The organism is Micromonospora sp. NPDC092111, assembly GCF_044755745.1.
Lineage (GTDB): Bacteria > Actinomycetota > Actinomycetes > Mycobacteriales > Micromonosporaceae > Micromonospora.
Map to the genome: position 1 here is coordinate 25,930 of NZ_JBIVRQ010000020.1, position 16,472 is coordinate 42,401.

General features: G+C 72.9%; 16 protein-coding genes and 2 pseudogenes. 4 read left to right on the plus strand and 14 right to left on the minus strand.

The annotated features are described in order from the left end of the window. Positions 1 to 32: 32 nt before the first annotated feature. The 4 genes and pseudogenes from ACIQG9_RS26760 to ACIQG9_RS26775 all read right to left on the minus strand — a co-directional run. Positions 33 to 848 (minus strand): annotated as a pseudogene (locus tag ACIQG9_RS26760) (LAGLIDADG family homing endonuclease); the annotation flags it as partial. Next, a pseudogene (locus ACIQG9_RS26765) lies at positions 837 to 1,532 on the minus strand (PhoH family protein); the annotation flags it as partial. The pseudogenes ACIQG9_RS26760 and ACIQG9_RS26765, both read right to left, overlap by 12 nt. A 295-nt stretch (positions 1,533 to 1,827) precedes the next feature. Further along, positions 1,828 to 3,198: a serine hydrolase domain-containing protein gene (locus tag ACIQG9_RS26770; RefSeq protein WP_400407603.1), complete on the minus strand. Its 1,371-nt coding sequence runs from the start codon at positions 3,196 to 3,198 to the stop codon at positions 1,828 to 1,830. After that, positions 3,195 to 3,554 carry a histidine triad nucleotide-binding protein gene (locus tag ACIQG9_RS26775; protein WP_400407605.1) on the minus strand — a complete coding sequence of 120 codons (360 nt, stop codon included), beginning with the start codon at positions 3,552 to 3,554 and terminating at the stop codon, positions 3,195 to 3,197. Before ACIQG9_RS26775 ends, ACIQG9_RS26770 begins: the two co-directional genes overlap by 4 nt. A 131-nt stretch (positions 3,555 to 3,685) precedes the next feature. On the opposite strand from ACIQG9_RS26775, the gene ACIQG9_RS26780 reads away from it, so the two are divergent. After that, positions 3,686 to 4,447, plus strand: a complete 762-nt coding sequence (locus ACIQG9_RS26780; protein WP_400407607.1) for an SDR family NAD(P)-dependent oxidoreductase — start codon at positions 3,686 to 3,688, stop codon at positions 4,445 to 4,447. 28 nt (positions 4,448 to 4,475) lie between these two features. On the opposite strand, the gene ACIQG9_RS26785 is transcribed toward ACIQG9_RS26780, so the two are convergent. The 3 genes from ACIQG9_RS26785 to hrcA all read right to left on the minus strand — a co-directional run bounded on the left by ACIQG9_RS26785 (position 4,476) and on the right by hrcA (position 7,500). After that, complete coding sequence (locus ACIQG9_RS26785) at positions 4,476 to 5,210, minus strand: 16S rRNA (uracil(1498)-N(3))-methyltransferase (protein WP_400407609.1); 735 nt, start codon at positions 5,208 to 5,210, stop codon at positions 4,476 to 4,478. Between the two features lie 48 nt (positions 5,211 to 5,258). Beyond that, the gene (dnaJ, locus tag ACIQG9_RS26790; protein WP_400407705.1) at positions 5,259 to 6,404 is read right to left on the minus strand and encodes a molecular chaperone DnaJ; all 1,146 of its coding nucleotides are present in this window, start codon (positions 6,402 to 6,404) and stop codon (positions 5,259 to 5,261) included. 73 nt (positions 6,405 to 6,477) lie between these two features. Beyond that, on the minus strand, positions 6,478 to 7,500 hold the full coding sequence (gene hrcA / locus ACIQG9_RS26795; RefSeq protein ID WP_400407611.1) for a heat-inducible transcriptional repressor HrcA: 1,023 nt from the start codon (positions 7,498 to 7,500) through the stop codon (positions 6,478 to 6,480). A 227-nt stretch (positions 7,501 to 7,727) separates the two neighbouring features. Here hrcA and ACIQG9_RS26800 point away from each other — a divergent pair, with 227 nt between their 5' ends. Continuing rightward, positions 7,728 to 8,330, plus strand: a complete 603-nt coding sequence (locus ACIQG9_RS26800) for a DUF4870 domain-containing protein (protein WP_400407613.1) — start codon at positions 7,728 to 7,730, stop codon at positions 8,328 to 8,330. A 38-nt stretch (positions 8,331 to 8,368) separates the two neighbouring features. On the opposite strand, the gene hemW is transcribed toward ACIQG9_RS26800, so the two are convergent. Continuing rightward, positions 8,369 to 9,592 (minus strand): radical SAM family heme chaperone HemW, encoded by a 1,224-nt coding sequence (hemW, locus tag ACIQG9_RS26805; RefSeq protein ID WP_400407615.1) that lies wholly within the window; start codon positions 9,590 to 9,592, stop codon positions 8,369 to 8,371. Positions 9,593 to 9,611: 19 nt separating this feature from the next. Here hemW and ACIQG9_RS26810 point away from each other — a divergent pair, with 19 nt between their 5' ends. Both ACIQG9_RS26810 and ACIQG9_RS26815 read left to right on the plus strand, forming a co-directional pair. Then, positions 9,612 to 10,421: an enoyl-CoA hydratase-related protein gene (locus ACIQG9_RS26810; RefSeq protein ID WP_400407616.1), complete on the plus strand. Its 810-nt coding sequence runs from the start codon at positions 9,612 to 9,614 to the stop codon at positions 10,419 to 10,421. 161 nt (positions 10,422 to 10,582) lie between these two features. After that, positions 10,583 to 11,452 (plus strand): hypothetical protein, encoded by an 870-nt coding sequence (locus ACIQG9_RS26815; RefSeq protein ID WP_400407618.1) that lies wholly within the window; start codon positions 10,583 to 10,585, stop codon positions 11,450 to 11,452. Between the two features lie 6 nt (positions 11,453 to 11,458). Here the strand turns inward: ACIQG9_RS26815 and ACIQG9_RS26820 are convergent, their stop codons facing one another. The 6 genes from ACIQG9_RS26820 to ACIQG9_RS26845 all read right to left on the minus strand — a co-directional run bounded on the left by ACIQG9_RS26820 (position 11,459) and on the right by ACIQG9_RS26845 (position 16,407). After that, the gene (locus tag ACIQG9_RS26820; protein WP_400407620.1) at positions 11,459 to 12,100 is read right to left on the minus strand and encodes an MOSC domain-containing protein; all 642 of its coding nucleotides are present in this window, start codon (positions 12,098 to 12,100) and stop codon (positions 11,459 to 11,461) included. Positions 12,101 to 12,180: 80 nt separating this feature from the next. After that, the gene (locus tag ACIQG9_RS26825; RefSeq protein ID WP_400407622.1) at positions 12,181 to 13,011 is read right to left on the minus strand and encodes a carbohydrate ABC transporter permease; all 831 of its coding nucleotides are present in this window, start codon (positions 13,009 to 13,011) and stop codon (positions 12,181 to 12,183) included. Beyond that, complete coding sequence (locus ACIQG9_RS26830; RefSeq protein ID WP_400407624.1) at positions 13,011 to 13,994, minus strand: carbohydrate ABC transporter permease; 984 nt, start codon at positions 13,992 to 13,994, stop codon at positions 13,011 to 13,013. Before ACIQG9_RS26830 ends, ACIQG9_RS26825 begins: the two co-directional genes overlap by 1 nt. Beyond that, on the minus strand, positions 13,991 to 15,280 hold the full coding sequence (locus tag ACIQG9_RS26835; protein WP_400407626.1) for a sugar ABC transporter substrate-binding protein: 1,290 nt from the start codon (positions 15,278 to 15,280) through the stop codon (positions 13,991 to 13,993). The genes ACIQG9_RS26830 and ACIQG9_RS26835 overlap by 4 nt, the downstream gene beginning before the upstream one ends. Before the next feature lie 313 nt (positions 15,281 to 15,593). Continuing rightward, on the minus strand, positions 15,594 to 15,881 hold the full coding sequence (locus tag ACIQG9_RS26840) for a GlsB/YeaQ/YmgE family stress response membrane protein (RefSeq protein ID WP_400407628.1): 288 nt from the start codon (positions 15,879 to 15,881) through the stop codon (positions 15,594 to 15,596). Between the two features lie 238 nt (positions 15,882 to 16,119). Continuing rightward, the gene (locus ACIQG9_RS26845) at positions 16,120 to 16,407 is read right to left on the minus strand and encodes a GlsB/YeaQ/YmgE family stress response membrane protein (RefSeq protein ID WP_400407630.1); all 288 of its coding nucleotides are present in this window, start codon (positions 16,405 to 16,407) and stop codon (positions 16,120 to 16,122) included. Between the last annotated feature and the right edge of the window lie 65 nt (positions 16,408 to 16,472).

Consider the following 16,472-nt stretch of genomic DNA (forward strand, 5'->3'; position numbering starts at 1 on the left):
TTGGCCAGACCGGGCGTGCGTCCCTCAGCCTCCCGCACCCGCCAGGTCGCCACCCCACCGAGCGACTGGACCAGGTGGACGACGTCGTCCCGCAACCGGGCCGACGTCGTCGAGTACTGCACCCGACAGGTACGCCCCGCCTGGACGACCGGCCCCCCGTCGGCGTCCAGCAGCCCCTGCAGGACGGCCAGCCGGACGTCGAGGCTGTTCTGCTTGTAGACGTCGGGCACGAACCTGGTCCCCGACTTCGCACCGGCGAGACCCAGTTCGCGGATGGCGAGCGTCACCGGGTTGGCGACGATCACCCCGCCCCGGTGACCGTTGACGTGCCGGAGCACGTGGTCGTCGTCGCTCTTGCGCACGAGCTGGATGTCGGCGAGCGCTCCCTCAAGCGCGTCGGCGAGCTCCGGGTCGGCGGTGCAGAAGGCCGGGGTGGCCCGCGACGAGATGGCGCCGCCGCCGAGCAGCAGACCGAGGGCGTACGGGTCGAGCGGAACGTCCTGCGACTCAAGCCGCACGGGCGCCACGACCGGAAGCTCGTACCGGCGGAGGTGGCCCCGCCGCTCCTTTCCGATCATCTCGCGCGTCTCGACGGTGCGCCGACCGCCGCGCCGCTTGTCCTCCGGGGTGGCGACGGTCCAGAGGTGTTCACCGCAGCAGAGGGTGGAGGCGCCGTCCTGGGTGGTGACCCGGTAGACCTGCTTGGGGCCCTGCGGGTAGATGCCGATCACCGGCGTGGGCGTCCCGTTCGAGCCGATGACCAGGTCACCGACCCGCAACGACCCGAACGGCCGGAAACCTTCCGGAGTCAGCACCTTTGCGTCGTACGGCTGCGCGCGGCCCCGCATGTACGCCAGCGGCGCCACCTCGATCGTGCCGGCGGCCATCAGCTTCGGGATGGTCTCCGGATCGAGCATGTCGTGCAGCGCGTCGTAGAGCGGGCGCAGGTAGGGGTCGATCTTCTCGTTCAGGGTGCCGGGCAGGAAGCCCAGCCGTTCCCCCGCCTCGACCGCCGGCCGGGTGAGGATGATCCGGCTGACCTGCTTGGCCTGGAGCGCCTGGACGGCCTTCGCCATCGCCAGGTAGGTCTTGCCGGTGCCGGCGGGGCCGATCCCGAAGACGATGGTGTTCGCGTCGATCGAGTCGACGTACTTCTTCTGGCCGAGCGTCTTGGGGCGGATGGTGCGCCCGCGCCGGGAGAGGATGTTGAGGGTGAGGACCTCGGCGGGCCGCTCGGCACCGCCCTGCTCGAGCATGCCGACGGTACGCCGGACAGCGTCAGTGGTCAGGGTCTCGCCTTTCTCGATCAGTTCGAGCAGCTCGCTGAAGAGGCGCTCGGCGAGAGCGTTGTCCGCGGGCGCGCCGGTGATGGTGATCTCGTTGCCGCGCACGTGCACGTCACTGCTGACCGAGCGTTCGACGAGCCGGAGGATCTCGTCGCCCGCGCCGAGCAGGTTGACCATGATCTTGGAGTCGGGAACCGTGATCCTGGTCTGCACCCGGGGCGGGCCGGGAGGTGGGGTGCCGGTCATAGGTCGGGCCGTCGGGCCCTGTGCCACCTGCTTCCATCTCGGCGCCGGCCCTGCTGGCGCGGCGTGCGGACGATACGCCCATCGTATCGGTTCAACAGCGGCGGCACCGCGCCCATTTCCGCCGCCTGCGGCCCCGCCGCCGGGTGCGGGACACGGTGGCGTCCGGGGCACGCCGACACCACCACCTCGCCGAAACGGCGCGGCCGTGCCGGGGGTCGCCCGTCCGGGCGGACCGGGGGCGGGCGGCGGCACGGACGGATGACCTCCGACGCGCTCACCGCCCGACCGGACCGGGTCAGGCGCGGAAGTCGTACCGGTCGAAGGTCTCCTGGTGGCGGGTGAACCGGTAGGTCGCCCAGTGCATCCCGACCACCGTCCCGGCGGCGTCCCGGGTGAGCCGGAGCAGTTCGCCGGCCTCCCGCCCGGAGACGGTGCGGAACACGTCCGGGGAGTCGGGCACGGGCGCGAAGACCGCCGGTGGCTTCCCCGCCGGGTCGTCCGCGCCACGGGCCCGCAGCGCCCCCTCCTGCCAGCAGAAGACGTACTCGAAGCCCTCGCCCCACCAGCGGCCCAGCAGGCCACGCAGCGGGCCGGGCGCACCCGGGCCGGGACGCCACGGCACGACGTCCGCCGGGTCGTGCTCGGCGGCGGCGGCGAGCAGCCGGTGCGGCAGCTCCAGCGCCTCCCCCGCCGTCCCCGACGAGGCGAGCACCGCGCAGCCCATCGCGCCGGCCGTGCCGTCGCCGCCACGGCGGCCGTAGACCCCGGCCAGGAAGCCGGGCATCGCGCCGTCGTGCCCCACGTGCACCACCCGGTCCGGGTACGGCACCAGGATCAGGCCGAGCCCGAAACCGGCCGTCCAGGCGGTCTCGTCGGTGGTGGTCACCGGCCAGCGCATCTCGTCCAGCGTGGTCGGGGCCAGCACCGCCCCGGCCGGGTCCAGCGCCGCCGGGTCGGCCAGGAACGCCGCCCAGCGGGCCATGTCCGTGGCGGTGCTCCAGAGCTGGGCGGCCGGGCCCACCGCGCCGAAGTCGGTCGGCGGCTCGGGGTGGGCCTCGTCGGAGTACGCGTCGACCAGGAACCCGGTCGCCGCCGCCGGTCCCGGGGTGACCGAGGTGGCGGCCAGCCCCAGCGGGTCGAGCACCCGCTCGGTGAGCACCTCCGCCCAGGTGCCGCCGCGCAGCGCGCCAACCAGCCGGCCGAGCAACGCCATGCCCAGGTTGGAGTAGTGGTAGCGGCGGCCGGCGGGCAGCACCCGCTCCACCCGGGCCAGGTCGGCGACCAGCTCGTCCACCTGCGGCGCGCGCAGCGTGTCCCAGACGTCCCCGTACGGCTCGCGTTGCAGGCCGGCGGTGTGCGAGAGCAGCCGGCGCACGGTCAGCTCGCCGTGCGCCGGCAGGTCCAGGTGCCGGCTCAGCGGGTCGTCCAGGTCGAGCAGCCCGTCGTCGCGGCACTGCAGCACCAGTACGGAGGTGAAGGTCTTGGTGACCGAGCCGATCCGGAACCGGGTGCCGGGGCCGAGGACGGTGTCGTTGCCGGTGCCGCCCACCTCCAGGGTCCACAGCGGACGGTCGGCCCGGTGCAGGGCCACCGCCAGGGCCGGTACCCGGGCCCGTTCCTGGACCTGCCGGACCATCCGCGCCAACCGGTCGGACGCCACCGTCACGCCAGGTCCCGGGCCAGCATCGGGCCGAGCGGCGCGCCACCGAGCAGGTGCGCGTGGACGTGGAAGACCTCCTGCCCGCCGTACGCGCCGGTGTTGAACAGCAACCGGAAACCGTCGCCGGTCAGCCCCTCGTCCTCGGCCACCGCGGCGGCCGTGGCCAGCACCTCGGCGGACAGCGCCGGATCACCCTGCGCGAGCGTCGCCACGTCGGCGTAGTGCTCCTTCGGCACCACCAGCACGTGCACCGGCGCCTTCGGTTGGATGTCGCGGAAGGCGAGGGTGGTGGCGGTCTCCCGGACGATGGTGGCCGGGATCTCCCCGGCGACGATGCGGCAGAACAGGCAGTCGGATCCCATCGGGGCAGTGTAAGGAAACGCACCCGGCAACCGCCGCCGGTAGCGGAACGACCTCGCTCACCTGCCCGCGCCCGGTGGCGGCAGCGACCCTTGCTCACCTCCCCGCACACCGTTGCGGCAGGATGGCCGCCATGGCGGATCGGGCGGTACTGGTGACAGGGGCCTCGCGCGGCATCGGCCGGGCGGTGGCGCGGATGTTCGCGGCAGGCGGGGACCGGGTGGCGATCCACCACCGGGACTCCGGGGCAGCGGCCCGGGCGCTCCGCGACGAACTGCCCGGCGACGGCCACCTGGTGGTCCGCGCCGACCTCACCGACCCGGAGGCCGTACGGGCCATGGTGGACGAGGCGGCCGACCGGCTCGGTGGCCTGGACGTGCTGGTCAACAACGCCGGCGTGTACGGCGAACGGGACGCCCCGCACCCGGTCTTCGGCGCCTCCTACGCCCAGTGGCAGCAGCAGTGGCGGCTGGTCCTGGAGACCAACCTGACCGGCGCCGGGAACGTCACCTGGTGCGCCGCCCAGCACATGCGCGGACGCGGTGGCCGGATCGTCAACGTCTCCTCCCGGGGTGCGTTCCGGGGCGAGCCGGACCAGCCCGCGTACGGCGCCAGCAAGGCCGGGCTGAACGCGCTCGGCCAGTCCCTCGCGGTCGCCCTCGCCCCGTACGGCATCACCGTCGCCACGGTCGCCCCCGGCTTCGTCGAGACCGACATGACCACGGAGTACCTGACCGGCGAGCAGGGCGCGGCGATCCGCGCGCAGAGCCCCTTCAACCGGGTCGCCCGCCCCGAGGAGATCGCCGCCGCCATCCACTGGCTGGCGAGCCCGGAGGCGGAGTGGACCTCCGGCACCGTCCTCGACCTCAACGGCGCCTCCCACCTCCGCACCTGACACCCCACCCCGGGACGGTGCGGGCGGGTCACCAGCGGGACAGCCGGGTGGCCAGGACGGTGAGGGCGGCGACGCCGGCCGTGGAGGTGCGGAGGACCGACGGGCCGAGGCGGACGGGACGGGCGCCGGCCTCGGTGAAGGCGGTCAACTCGGCCGGGGCGATGCCCCCCTCCGGGCCGACCACCAGGACGATCTCGCCGGTGGCGGGCAACCCGGCGGTGGTCAGCCGCTCGTCGGCCTCCTCGTGCAGCACGAACGCCGCACCCGCCCCGGCGATCCGGCGGGCCACCGTGGCGGTGGACTCGTCCGGGGCCCCGGCCACCACCGGCAGCCAGGCCCGGCGGGCCTGCTTGGCCGCCTCCCGGGCGGTCGCCACCCACTTGTCCCGGGCCCGTACGCCCCGGTCGCCGCGCCACTGGGTCACCGAGCGGGAGGCCGCCCAGGGCACGATCTCGTCCACCCCGACCTCGGTCATCGCCTGCACGGCCAACTCACCCCGGTCGCCCTTGGCGATGCCCTGCACCACCACCAGGCGGGGGACGTCCGCGTCGACGTACCCACGGGAGGTGACGGTGAGATCGAGGGTGCCCCGGCCGACGGCGGTGACCACGGCACCGGCCGTGCCGCCCCGGCCGTCGGCGAGCAGCAGTTCCTCGCCGACCCGCAGCCGCTGCACGGTGGCGGCGTGGTGCCCCTCGGGGCCGTCCAGGGTGAGCTGGTCGGCGGTGGGCAGCGACTCGACCAGGAACAGCGGTGCGGACACGACGATCAGGCTAGCCGCCCCGACGGACGCCGGGGCGGCCAGGCCGGATCAGGCGTGCCCGTTGAAGGCGTCGCGCATCCGGGAGAAGAAGCCGCCCTGCTTGGACAGCTCGGCGACCTCCTCGCCCCGGGTCTTGGCGAAGTCCCGCAGCATCTTCTCCTGGTCGGCGTCGAGCTTGGTCGGGGTCCGCACGTCCAGGTGGACGTAGAGGTCACCCCGGCCGGTGCCGCGCAGGTGCGGCACGCCCCGGGCGCGCAGCCGCAGCGTGCTGCCCGGCTGGGTGCCCGCCTTGACGTCGACCGTCTCCTCGCTGTCGAGGGTCTTGATGGTCAGCCGGGTGCCCAGCGCGGCGGCGGTCATCGGCACGGTGACCCGGCAGTGCAGGTCGTCGCCCTTGCGGGAGTAGACGTCGTGCGGGCGCTCGTGGATCTCGACGTAGAGGTCACCGGCGGTGCCGCCACCCGGGCCCACCTCGCCCTGCTGGGCCAGCCGGATCCGCATGCCGTCCTCGACCCCGGCCGGGATCTTGACGGTCAGCGAGCGGCGGGTCCGTACCCGGCCGTCGCCGGCGCAGGTCGGGCAGGGGTGCGGGATGGTGGTGCCGTAACCCTGGCAGACGGTGCACGGCCGGGCGGAGACCACCTGGCCGAGGAAGGTCCGCTGCACCGACTGCACCTCGCCCCGGCCGCCGCACGCCTCGCAGGTGGCCAGGTGGGTGCCGGCGGCGGTGCCCGCACCGGTGCAGGTGGTGCAGAGTACGGCGGTGTCGACCGTGATCGGGGCCTCGACGCCGAAGGCGGTCTCGTGCAGGTCGAGTTCCAGCCGCAGGATGGCGTCGGCGCCCGGCCTGGTCCGGGGTCGGGGACCTCGCGCGCCGCCGGCCGCCCCGCCGAAGAAGGCGTCCATGATGTCCTGGAAGCCGACGAACGGACCCGCGCCGCCGGGGCCACCCGGGCCGCCCGCGCCCCCGCCGCCCGGGGCGAGCGGGTCGCCGCCCAGGTCGACGATCTGCCGCTTCCGGTCGTCCGACAGGACCTCGTACGCGGCGTTGATGTCCTTGAACTTCTCCTGTGCCTCCGGGTCCGGATTGACGTCCGGGTGGAACTGCCGCGCCAGCTTGCGGTAGGCACGCTTGATCTCGTCGTCGGAGGCCTCCCGGCTCACGCCGAGAATGCCGTAGTAGTCCCTGGCCACTGCGTTCCGTGTCCTCATGTTCGTCTCGCGTTGCGCCGGTCGGCGGCCGGAGCCGGCCGTCGGCCCTGACTGGTCAGTTCTGGGCCAGCAGCTCGCCCACGTAGCGTGCCACGGCCCGCACCGTGGCGATGGTGCCGGGGTAGTCCATCCGGGTGGGGCCGAGCACGCCCATCCCGCCGAGGATGGTCGCCCCCGGGCCGTACCCGGTGCTGACCACCGAGGCGGCCCGGAGGTTGTCGACCTCGTTCTCGTCGCCGATCAGCACCCGGGTGGTGCTCGGCTCGGCCTCACCGATCAGCTTGAGCAGGACGACCTCCTCCTCCAGCGCCTCCAGGATGGGGCGCAGCGAGCCCTGGAAGTCGAGCAGGCCACCCCGGGTGAGGTTGGCGGTGCCGGCCAGCGCGATCCGCTCCTCGTGCCGCTCGACCAGGGTCTCCAGCAGCACGGTGGAGAGGGTGGTCATCGCGCCGCGCAGGTGCGGGGCGCACTCCTCGACCAGCGCCTGGACCAGCGGCGGGGTCTCCGACAGCCGGCTGCCGACCAGCTTCTCGTTGACCAGCCGGCGCAGGTCGGTGACGTCCTCGACGGGCACCGGCGCGGCCAGTTCGACCAGCCGCTGCTCGACCCGGCCGGTGTCGGCGATCATCACCAGCATCAGCCGGGTGGTGGAGATCGGCACCAGCTCCAGGTGGCGCACCGAGGAGCGGGCCAGGCTGGGGTACTGCACCACGGCGACCTGCCGGGTGAGCTGCGCCAGCAGCCGGACCGTGCGGTGCACCACGTCGTCCAGGTCGACGGCGCCGACCAGGAAGCGTTCGATGGCCCGGCGCTCGGCCGGGCTGAGCGGCTTGACCCGGGACAGCCGGTCGACGAAGAGGCGGTAGCCACGGTCGGTGGGCACCCGGCCGGCGCTGGTGTGCGGCTGGCGGATGTAGCCCTCCTCCTCCAGCACGGCCATGTCGTTGCGGACTGTCGCCGGGGACACCCCGAGCTGGTGCCGCTCGACCAGCGCCTTGCTGCCGACGGGCTCCTGCGTGGCGACGTAGTCCTCGACGATCGCCCGCAGCACGGCCAGCTTGCGGTCGTCGAGACCCATCTCCCACCTCCTGACGCACGTCGGCCCGGGACACCTGTCGCGCCCGGACGAGCGCTCTGGCACTCGACTGTAGCGAGTGCCAGTCTACGTCCGCACCACCGCCGCCGCGATGATCAACGTCGGACCCCCGGTACGTCCCCGCCGGCGGGTCGTTGACCGAACGTCGACGGCAACCTCACCAGTGTCGCTCTGGTGCACCCTTGCCGGCAGCCCCTACCGTGACGTGCATGACTGAACCACCTCGCCCTCCCGGCGCGGGGGACCCCGGCGCCCAGCCGGACCCGACCGCCCCCTCGGGCTCGCCATACGAGCCTCCCACCGCACCACTGTCCGGGGCACCCGGGGCGGGCGGCTATCCCCCGCCCGGCGGCTATCCCCCGCCCACCGGTGACCAGCCCCCGTCGGGCGGCTACCCGCCGCCGGGCGGCTACCCCCCGCCTGGCGGCTATCCGACCGGCGGCGCGTACGGCGCCCCGACCGGCGGCTACGCCAACAACGAGGACAAGACCTGGACGCTGGTCGCGCACTTCGGCGGGGCCGCCGGCGCGCTGATCAGCTTCGGCCCGCTCGGCTTCGTCGCCCCGCTGATCGCGTACCTGGTGCGCGGTCAGCAGTCGCCGGCCGTCCGGGCGCAGGCGCTGGCCGCCCTGAACTTCCAGATCCTCTGGTCGATCATCGCGTTCGTCCTGCTCTTCGTGAGCTGGTGCCTGCTCTTCCTGCCCAGCATCGCGGTCGTCGTGATCCAGATCCTGTTCGGCATCATCGCCGGCATGAAGGCGAACGAGGGGCAGCCCTACCGCTACCCGATGTCCACCAGCTTCATCAAGTGAGCGCCGGCCGGCCGCTCCCCCGGCCGGCCGGGCACCACTCAGGGCAGCAGGTCGCGGACCACCGCGTCGGCCAGCAGCCGGCCGCGCAGGGTGAGCACGGCCTGCCCGTCCGCGTACGCCGCCGGGTCCAGCAGCCCGTCGGCGAGCGCCCGGGCCGCGCCGGCCCGCCCCGCCGGGTCCAGCGCGGCCAGCGGCAGCCCGGCGGCCAGCCGCAGCCGGAGCATGACGTCCTCCATGTGCGCCTCGCCGGGGGTGAGCACCTCCCGGGCCAACCCGGGCGACTCCCCGGCGGCGAGCCGCTGCGCGTACGTCGCGGGGTGCTTGACGTTCCACCAGCGCACCCCGCCGACGTGGCTGTGCGCGCCGGGGCCGAGGCCCCACCAGTCGGCGCCGGTCCAGTAGAGCAGGTTGTGCCGGCACCGGGCCGCCTCGGCGCGGGCCCAGTTGGAGACCTCGTACCAGGAGAAGCCGGCCGCGTCGAGGGCGGCCTCGGCGGCCAGGTAACGGTCCGCCGCCACGTCGTCGGAGGGGTACGGCAGCTCGCCGCGCCGCATCCGGGCGGCCAGCCGGGTGCCGTCCTCCACGATCAGGGCGTACGCGCTGACGTGGTCCACCCCGGCGGCGACCACCTGGTCCAGCGAGGCGGCGAAGTCCTCGGCGCGCTCCCCCGGGGTGCCGTAGATCAGGTCCAGGTTGACGTGGTCGAACCCGGCGTCGCGGGCCTCCCGCGCGGCGTCGGCGGCCCGGCCGGGTCGGTGCTTGCGGTCGAGGATCGCCAGCACGCCGGGGGCGGCAGACTGCATGCCCAGCGAGATCCGGGTGTAACCGGCGGCCCGCAGCGTCTTCAGCGACTCCGGGGTGACCGATTCGGGGTTGGCCTCGGTGGTCACCTCGGCGTCGGCGGCCAGCCCCCAGGTGCGGTCGATGCCCGCCAGGATCCGGGCCAGGTCGTCGGCGGGCAGCAGGGTCGGGGTGCCGCCGCCGACGAAGACGGTGTCGACCCGGGGCGGCGGGTTGTCACCGAGCGCCCGGGCGGCGAGCGCCAGCTCGGCCAGCACGGTGTCGGCGTACGACTCGCGGTCGGCGCCACCGCCCAACTCGGCGGCGGTGTACGTGTTGAAGTCGCAGTAGCCGCAGCGGCTGGCGCAGAACGGCACGTGGACGTACACGCCGAAGCCGCGCGCGCCGACCGTGCGCAGGGCGGTGGCGGGCAGCGACCCGTCGACGGGGACGGTCTCGCCATCTGGAAGGACGCCGGGCATGGCCACTAGTGTGCCCGGCATGACCTCTCCCGACCGCCTCGTACGGGTCGCCACGGCCCGTGGGGTGACCACGCTCACCCTGGACAGCCCGCACAACCGCAACGCGCTGTCCACCGCGCTGATGACCGAGCTGCTGGCCGGGATCGCCACGGCGGTGGCCGACGACGCGGTCCGGGTGATCGTGCTGGACCACACCGGTCCGGTCTTCTGCTCCGGGGCGGACCTGAAGGAGACCGCCGCCGCGTACGCCAGCGGATCGGTGCCGGCCGGGATGCTCGGGGACGTGCTGGTGGCGGTCCGGGAGTGCCCGAAGCCGGTGCTGGCGAAGGTGGCCGGGCCGGCCCGGGCCGGTGGGCTGGGCCTGATCGCGGCGGCCGACCTGGCGGTCTGCGCCGAGGAGGCGACGTTCGCCTTCACCGAGGTGCGGATCGGGGTGGTCCCGGCGGTCATCTCGGCGACAGTGCTGCCCCGGCTGCACCCCCGGGCCGCCGCCGAGCTGTACCTGACCGGGGACACCTTCGACGGCCGGCGGGCCGCCGAGGTCGGCCTGGTGACCGCCGCCGTGCCGGCGGACGGGCTGGACGCGGCGGTGGCGCGGTTCTGCGCGTCGCTGGTCCGGGGTGCCCCGCAGGCGCTCGCCGGGACGAAGGAACTGCTGCGCCGGCCGGCGGCGACCGACCTGCGCGCCGAGGTCGCCGACCTCGCTGCCCTGTCCACCGGCTACTTCCTGTCCGAGGAGGGCCGGGAGGGTGTGCTGGCGTTCCGGGAGAAGAGATTGGCTCGATGGGTGGTTGGTGCCGAGGGCGGTCAGGGAGAGCGGGCGGGCTGAGAGGCGGGGCGGTAGGGCGGGCTGAGAGGCGGGCTGGGAGGGGTGGCCGGCTCTGTGGTGCTTGGGACGGTTTTCTTCACAACCTTCCGGGAAGGTGAACCGGTCGGCCGACCTGGTTCGGGTTTTCGGAGACGTACGCTTGGCGGACCCTGAAACAGGAGGTGCGGGTGCGAACTCGGACATTCGTGGCAGCCGGTGTCGTGGTGGCGGTGCTCGCCATGCTCGGAGTCTGGGGAGTCCGTCAGCTCGGGGGGCAACTCCGGCTGCCCACCGCCAGCCGCACCTGCACGGTCCAGGCCGACGGCACCGTGCTGCTCGACGCCGACCAGATGGCCAACGCGGCCACCATCGCCGCGATCGGCATCCAGCGGCGGATGCCCGAACGGGCCGTGGTGGTCGCCCTGGCCACCGCGTACCAGGAGTCGGGCCTGCGCAACCTGGCGCACGGCGACCGGGACTCGCTCGGCCTCTTCCAGCAGCGCCCCAGCCAGGGCTGGGGCACCGCGAAGCAGATCCGCGACGAGCGCTACGCGGCCACCCGGTTCTACGCGGCGTTGAAGAAGGTACGCGGCTGGGAGGAGATGGAGGTCACCGAGGCGGCCCAGGCGGTGCAGCGCTCGGCGTACCCCACGGCGTACCAGAAGTGGGCGGACGAGTCGCAGGTGTTGACCCGGGCCCTGCTCGGCGACGCGACCGGTGCGGTGGCCTGCACGGTGGGGCGTACCCCGGTGATGCGGGGTGAGGCCGCGGTGGCGGAGCTGACCCGTGGCCTGACCCTGGACTGGGGGTTGCCCGACGCGGGCGCGGTGGCCGAGCTGACCGGCGTGACGGTGTCCGCGACGGACTCCCGCGACGGCTGGCGGTACGCGCACTGGCTGGTCTCGCACGCCCCCGACCACGGGGTGAAGCGGGTCCGCTACGGCGGCCTGGAGTGGAGCGCGGACAACGGCCGGTGGGCGAAGGTCTCCGACGGCCGGCCGGCCGAGCCACGGGTGCTGGCCGAGGTCTTCGCCGATCGCGCCGAACGCTGAGCCGGGTCAGCGGCTGCCGGCCAGCCGGCGGCGTACCTTCTCCAGCAGCGGTTCCGGCAGCTCCGGGGCGGTGAGCAGCCGGGGCAGCAGCTCCGGCTCCAGGCTGGTGGCCCGGAAGACCTCGCCGATCGTGACCCCGTGCGCCGGCCGGTCCACCACCTCGACCGGGTCGCCCGTGCCCACCTCGCCGTCGCGCAGCACCCGCAGGTACGCCCCGGGCGCGGCCCGGGCGGTGAACCGCTTGATCAGGTCGGGCACCCCCCAGAAGCCGGCGAAGGTGGTGCACGGGGTGCGCGGCTTGGTGACCTGGAGCAGCGCGGAGCCGACCGCCCAGCGCTCGCCGATCACCGCGCCGGTCACGTCCACCGCCCAGGTGGTGAGGTTCTCGCCGAACCCGCCGGGGCCGATGGCGCGACCCAGCTCGGCCGACCACCAGCCGGCGTCCTCCTCGGCGTAGGCGTAGACCGCCTGGTCGGGGCCGCCGTGGTGGGCCCGTTCGCCGATGAAGTCGCCGGCCACGCCGTCGGCCCGCAGCAGCACCGGCCCGTCGACCGGCCGCTTGTCGATGCCGCTGCGACCGCTCGCGCCGCCCGCCCACGCCGCCTCGGTCACCACGCCGAGGTTCACCGCCGCCACCCTGCCCGTCATGGCGGCCAGCCTAGCGGCCGGGGTGGTCACGATCGGCCCCGTCGGGTCCGCGCCGGGCTCAGCCCTTGACCGCGCCGGGCTCAGCCCTTGACCGCGCCGGCCACCAGGCCGGAGACCATCCGCCGCTGCACCAGCAGGAAGAAGATGATCACGGGCAGGGTGAAGAGCGTGGAGGCGGCCATCACCGAACCCCAGGCGGTGTCGTCCCGGCCGAAGAAGAAGGTCATCGCCACCGGCAGGGTGTACCTGTCCTGGTCGTTGACGAAGGTCAACGCGAAGATCAGTTCGTTCCAGGCGGTGATGAAGGAGAAGATGCTGGTCGCCACCAGGCCCGGCGCGACCAGCGGAAAGAGGATCCGGCGGAAGGTCTGCGCCCGGCTCGCCCCGTCTATCGCCGCGGCCTCCTCCAACTCCTTCGGCACCGCCGCCACGAAGCCGCGCAGCATCCAGACCGCGAACGGCAGCGAGAAGCCCAGGTACGTGAGGATCAGGCTGGGCAACGTGTTGTAGAGACCCAACCGCTGGATCATCAGGAACAGCGGGATGACCAGCGCCTCCAGCGGGATCATCTGCACCACCAGCAGCAGGATCAGGAAGCTGGTCCGCAGCGTGAACCGGAAGCGGGCCACCGCCGTCGCGGCCAGCAGGGCGACCAGGCCGCTGAGCAGGACCGTGCTCACCGCCACCAGCACGCTGTTGAGGAAGAAGTCGACGAAGGTGACCCCGGGGATCAGGTTCCCGGTCAGGATCTCCCGGTAGTGCTCCAGCGTCGGGTGGGCCGGCACCGGCCGGGGTGTGGTCGAGAAGATCTCCCGGTTCGGCTTGAGCGACGTGGCGATCATCCAGTAGACCGGGAACGCGGCGAAGAGCGCCACCAGCAGGCCCGCGCCGTTGAGGGCGACCTTCTTCACTACTCGTCCTCCTGCTTGAGCACCATCCGGACGTACAGGCCGGTGACCACCAGCAGGATCAGCGTGAGGATGACCGCGATGGCCGAGCCCACGCCGTACTTGGGCGGCGGCGAGAACGCCTCGGCGTACGAGTAGATGGAGAGCATGAACGTCGGCCGGTCCTGGGTGCCGCCGGCCAGCACGAACTGCTGGGTGAAGACCTTGAAGTCCCAGATGGTGGAGAGCACCACCAGGATCCCGAAGACCGGTCGCAGCAGCGGGAAGGTGATCTTCCAGAAGACCTTCCACGGGCCGGCCCCGTCGACCCGGGCCGCCTCGTGCAGCTCGCTCGGTACGCTTTTCAGCCCGGCGAGCACGCTCACCGCGATGAACGGGAACGAGTGCCAGACCACCACCAGGGTCAGGATGGCGAAGAAGAGCAGCGGCGAGTTGAACCAGCCGTAGCCGGACCAGTCGGTACGCCCGAAGAGGGCCTGCGACAGCCCGTCCGGCAGGGCATTGAACGCCCAGGTGACCAGGCCGGAGGTGTCATCGAAGATCCACTTCCAGACGATGGTGCCGGTCAGCGCCGGGGTGGCCCAGGCCAGCATCACGCAGCTCGCCACGAAGGTGGTCATCTTCCGGCCGAGCCGGTTGAGCAGCAGCCCGACCAGGGTGCCCAGCACCATCGTCAGCAGCACGTTCGTCGCGGCGAAGAGCACCGTGTTGCGCAGCACCGTACGGAAGAACGGGTCGCCGAGGATCTGGGTGTAGTTGGCCAACCCCACGAACGGCCACTCGCGGTCGCCGCGCAACTGCCGGACGCTGTCCAGCTTGAAGAAGGACATCGCCACCACCTGGCCCAGCGGCCAGAGCAGCAGTACCCCGATGACCGCCAGACAGGGCAGCAGGAGCAGGTACGGCAGGCGGTCCACCCGGGGCCGCCGCCGCGCGGAGGTCTTCCGCGCGGCGGCCGGCCGGGTGGGCTTGGTCAGCGTGCTCACCTGGCGTTGAGGATGCTTTCCATCTCGGCGGCCGCGTCGGCGGTGGCCTTCTCGACCGTCTTCTGCCCCTTGATGACCGAGCTGTTCATCGCCTGGGTCACCGTCTTGGTCCGGCTGACCTCCACCCACTTCGGGGTCAGCGGGGTCACCCGCGTGCTCTGCATGGTGGTGGCGAACGCCGCCATCAGCTTGTCGTTGGCGTAGTCGCCGCCCCGCACCAGGTCGGAGTAGACCGGGAAGAAGCCGAGGCTGCTGGCGAAGGTCTGGGCGTTCTTCTTGTTCAGCAGGACGGTCAGGTAGTCCCAGGCCAGGTCCTGCTTCTTGCTGTCCTGCCAGAGGGCGATGTCCGAGCCGCCGGCGAAGGCCGGGGCCGGCTTGCCGTCCGGGCCGGGGATCGGGAACGTGCCCCAGACCCGCTCGATGTCGGGGTTGTCCTTCTTGATCGCGTTGGCCTGCCAGCTACCGGCGAAGGCCATCGCCGCCTTGCCGGTGGCGAACTGGGTACGGGCGTCGATCTCGTTCCAGCCGGCGGCGGCCGGCGGGGCGACCTTGTGCACGGTCACCAGATCGGTCCAGAAGGTGACCGCCCGCTGCGCCTCCGGGCTGGTGTAGCCGGACTTCCAGGTGCCGCCCTGGTCAGTGGCGATCTCACCGCCGGCACCCCAGAGGAAGGAGTAGAACGGCAGCTCGGAGTTGCCCGGCAGGGCGATGCCGTAGGTGCCGGGCTTCTTGGCCTGCACCGCCTTGGCGACCGAGACCAGCTCCTCCCAGGTCTTCGGCGGCTGCACGCCGGCCTCGGCGAACCAGTCGGTGCGGTAGTAGATGGCGCGCACGCCGGCGTACCACGGGACGCCGTACTGCTTGCCGTCGAGCTGGGCGTTCCGCACCAGGTCCGGCAGCACGTCCTTGCCGTCGGCCCAGCCGCCGAACCTGCCGGTGACGTCGGCGAGCGCCTCCTGTGCCGCCCAGCCCTGGGTCTCGGTGTTGCCCAGCTCGGTGACGTCCGGGCCCGCACCGCCGGCGAGCGCCGCCTGGAACTTCTTCGGCGCCTCCAGCCAGGGGATGTACTGGACCACCACGTCGGTGTCGGGGTGCTGCTGCCGGAACTCGGTCTCGACGCCGTCGAGGAACTTGGTCTGGGCGTCGCTCCCCTCGCCCATCATCCACACCGTCAACTTGCTGTTGTCGGCGGCCTCGTCGTCACCGGAGCCACCGCAGCCGGCGAGCACCATCGCGGCCGAGGCCACGACGGCGGTGACCGGAGCCAGCCGCTTCCACCTGTTCACGCCACTTCTCCCTCACGCCGTCTGGCACTAACCTTCCCTGCCGCACCCTAGTAGGAAAAATTCCTTTACGACAGGGGGGCGTGCGGCGAGGCGACCGTATCGCAGGCGACGACCCGCCAGGCAGCCCCGCGACCCGCCCGGCCGGCGGCCGTCGGCGGGTCGCCGGCCCGGCCTGCCGCGCCACATCGTCGGGGCGTCGGCCGGCCTGCCGCGCCACCGGCGGCGGTACGCGCACGAGCGGACGCCCGCCCCACGGCTCGGGGCGGGCGTCCGCTGAGTGTCGTGGCCGACCGGTCGGTGACCGGCGGGCGGATTACCGGTGGGTGATGCTGCGGCGACGACCCACCCCCGCCACCAGGGCCACGGCGATGGCGGCGAGCACGACCTGCACCAGCAACTCGGCCCAGTCGATACCGGCGGTCTGCGTCGCGATACCCATCGCCCGCGCCAGCACGGTACCCAGCAGGGCCGCACCGACACCGATCAGCATGTGCAGCCAGATCGGCATGTTCTGACGGCCCGGCACGACCAGGCGACCCAGCGCGCCGACGATGAGACCGACAACGAGCGCGGTGATGATGCCCCAGACGGTGAGTTCCACGACCGTCCTCCTTCTGTAGGTATGTCACACGATTGTGTGGTTCCTGTCGTGATCGATAAGTTCCCGAAGCGGGGATTCTCCAAACCGTCTTCGGTAACGATCCGGTCGAGACCGCCCGTCACCGGCGGTTCTCCCGGCATCGCCCGGGGCCACGGTCCGGGGCCAGGGGGCACGACGCGAGCGGGCGCCCGCCCCCGGAAGGGGTACGGGCGCCCGCTGAGCGTTGCGGTGTCGCCGACTACCGGTGGGTGATGCTGCGCCGGCGACCCACCCCCGCCACCAGGGCCACGGCGATGGCGGCGAGCACGACCTGCACCAGCAACTCGGCCCAGTCGATACCGGCGGTCTGCGTCGCGATACCCATCGCCCGCGCCAGCACGGTACCCAGCAGGGCCGCACCGACACCGATCAGCATGTGCAGCCAGATCGGCATGTTCTGACGGCCCGGCACGACCAGGCGACCCAGCGCGCCGACGATGAGACCAACAACGAGCGCGGTGACGATGCCCCAAACGGTGAGCTCCACGGTCGCCCTCCTCCTCAAGATGTGTCACACGGTGTGTGTGGTTCCTGTCGCGACAGCTAGATGCC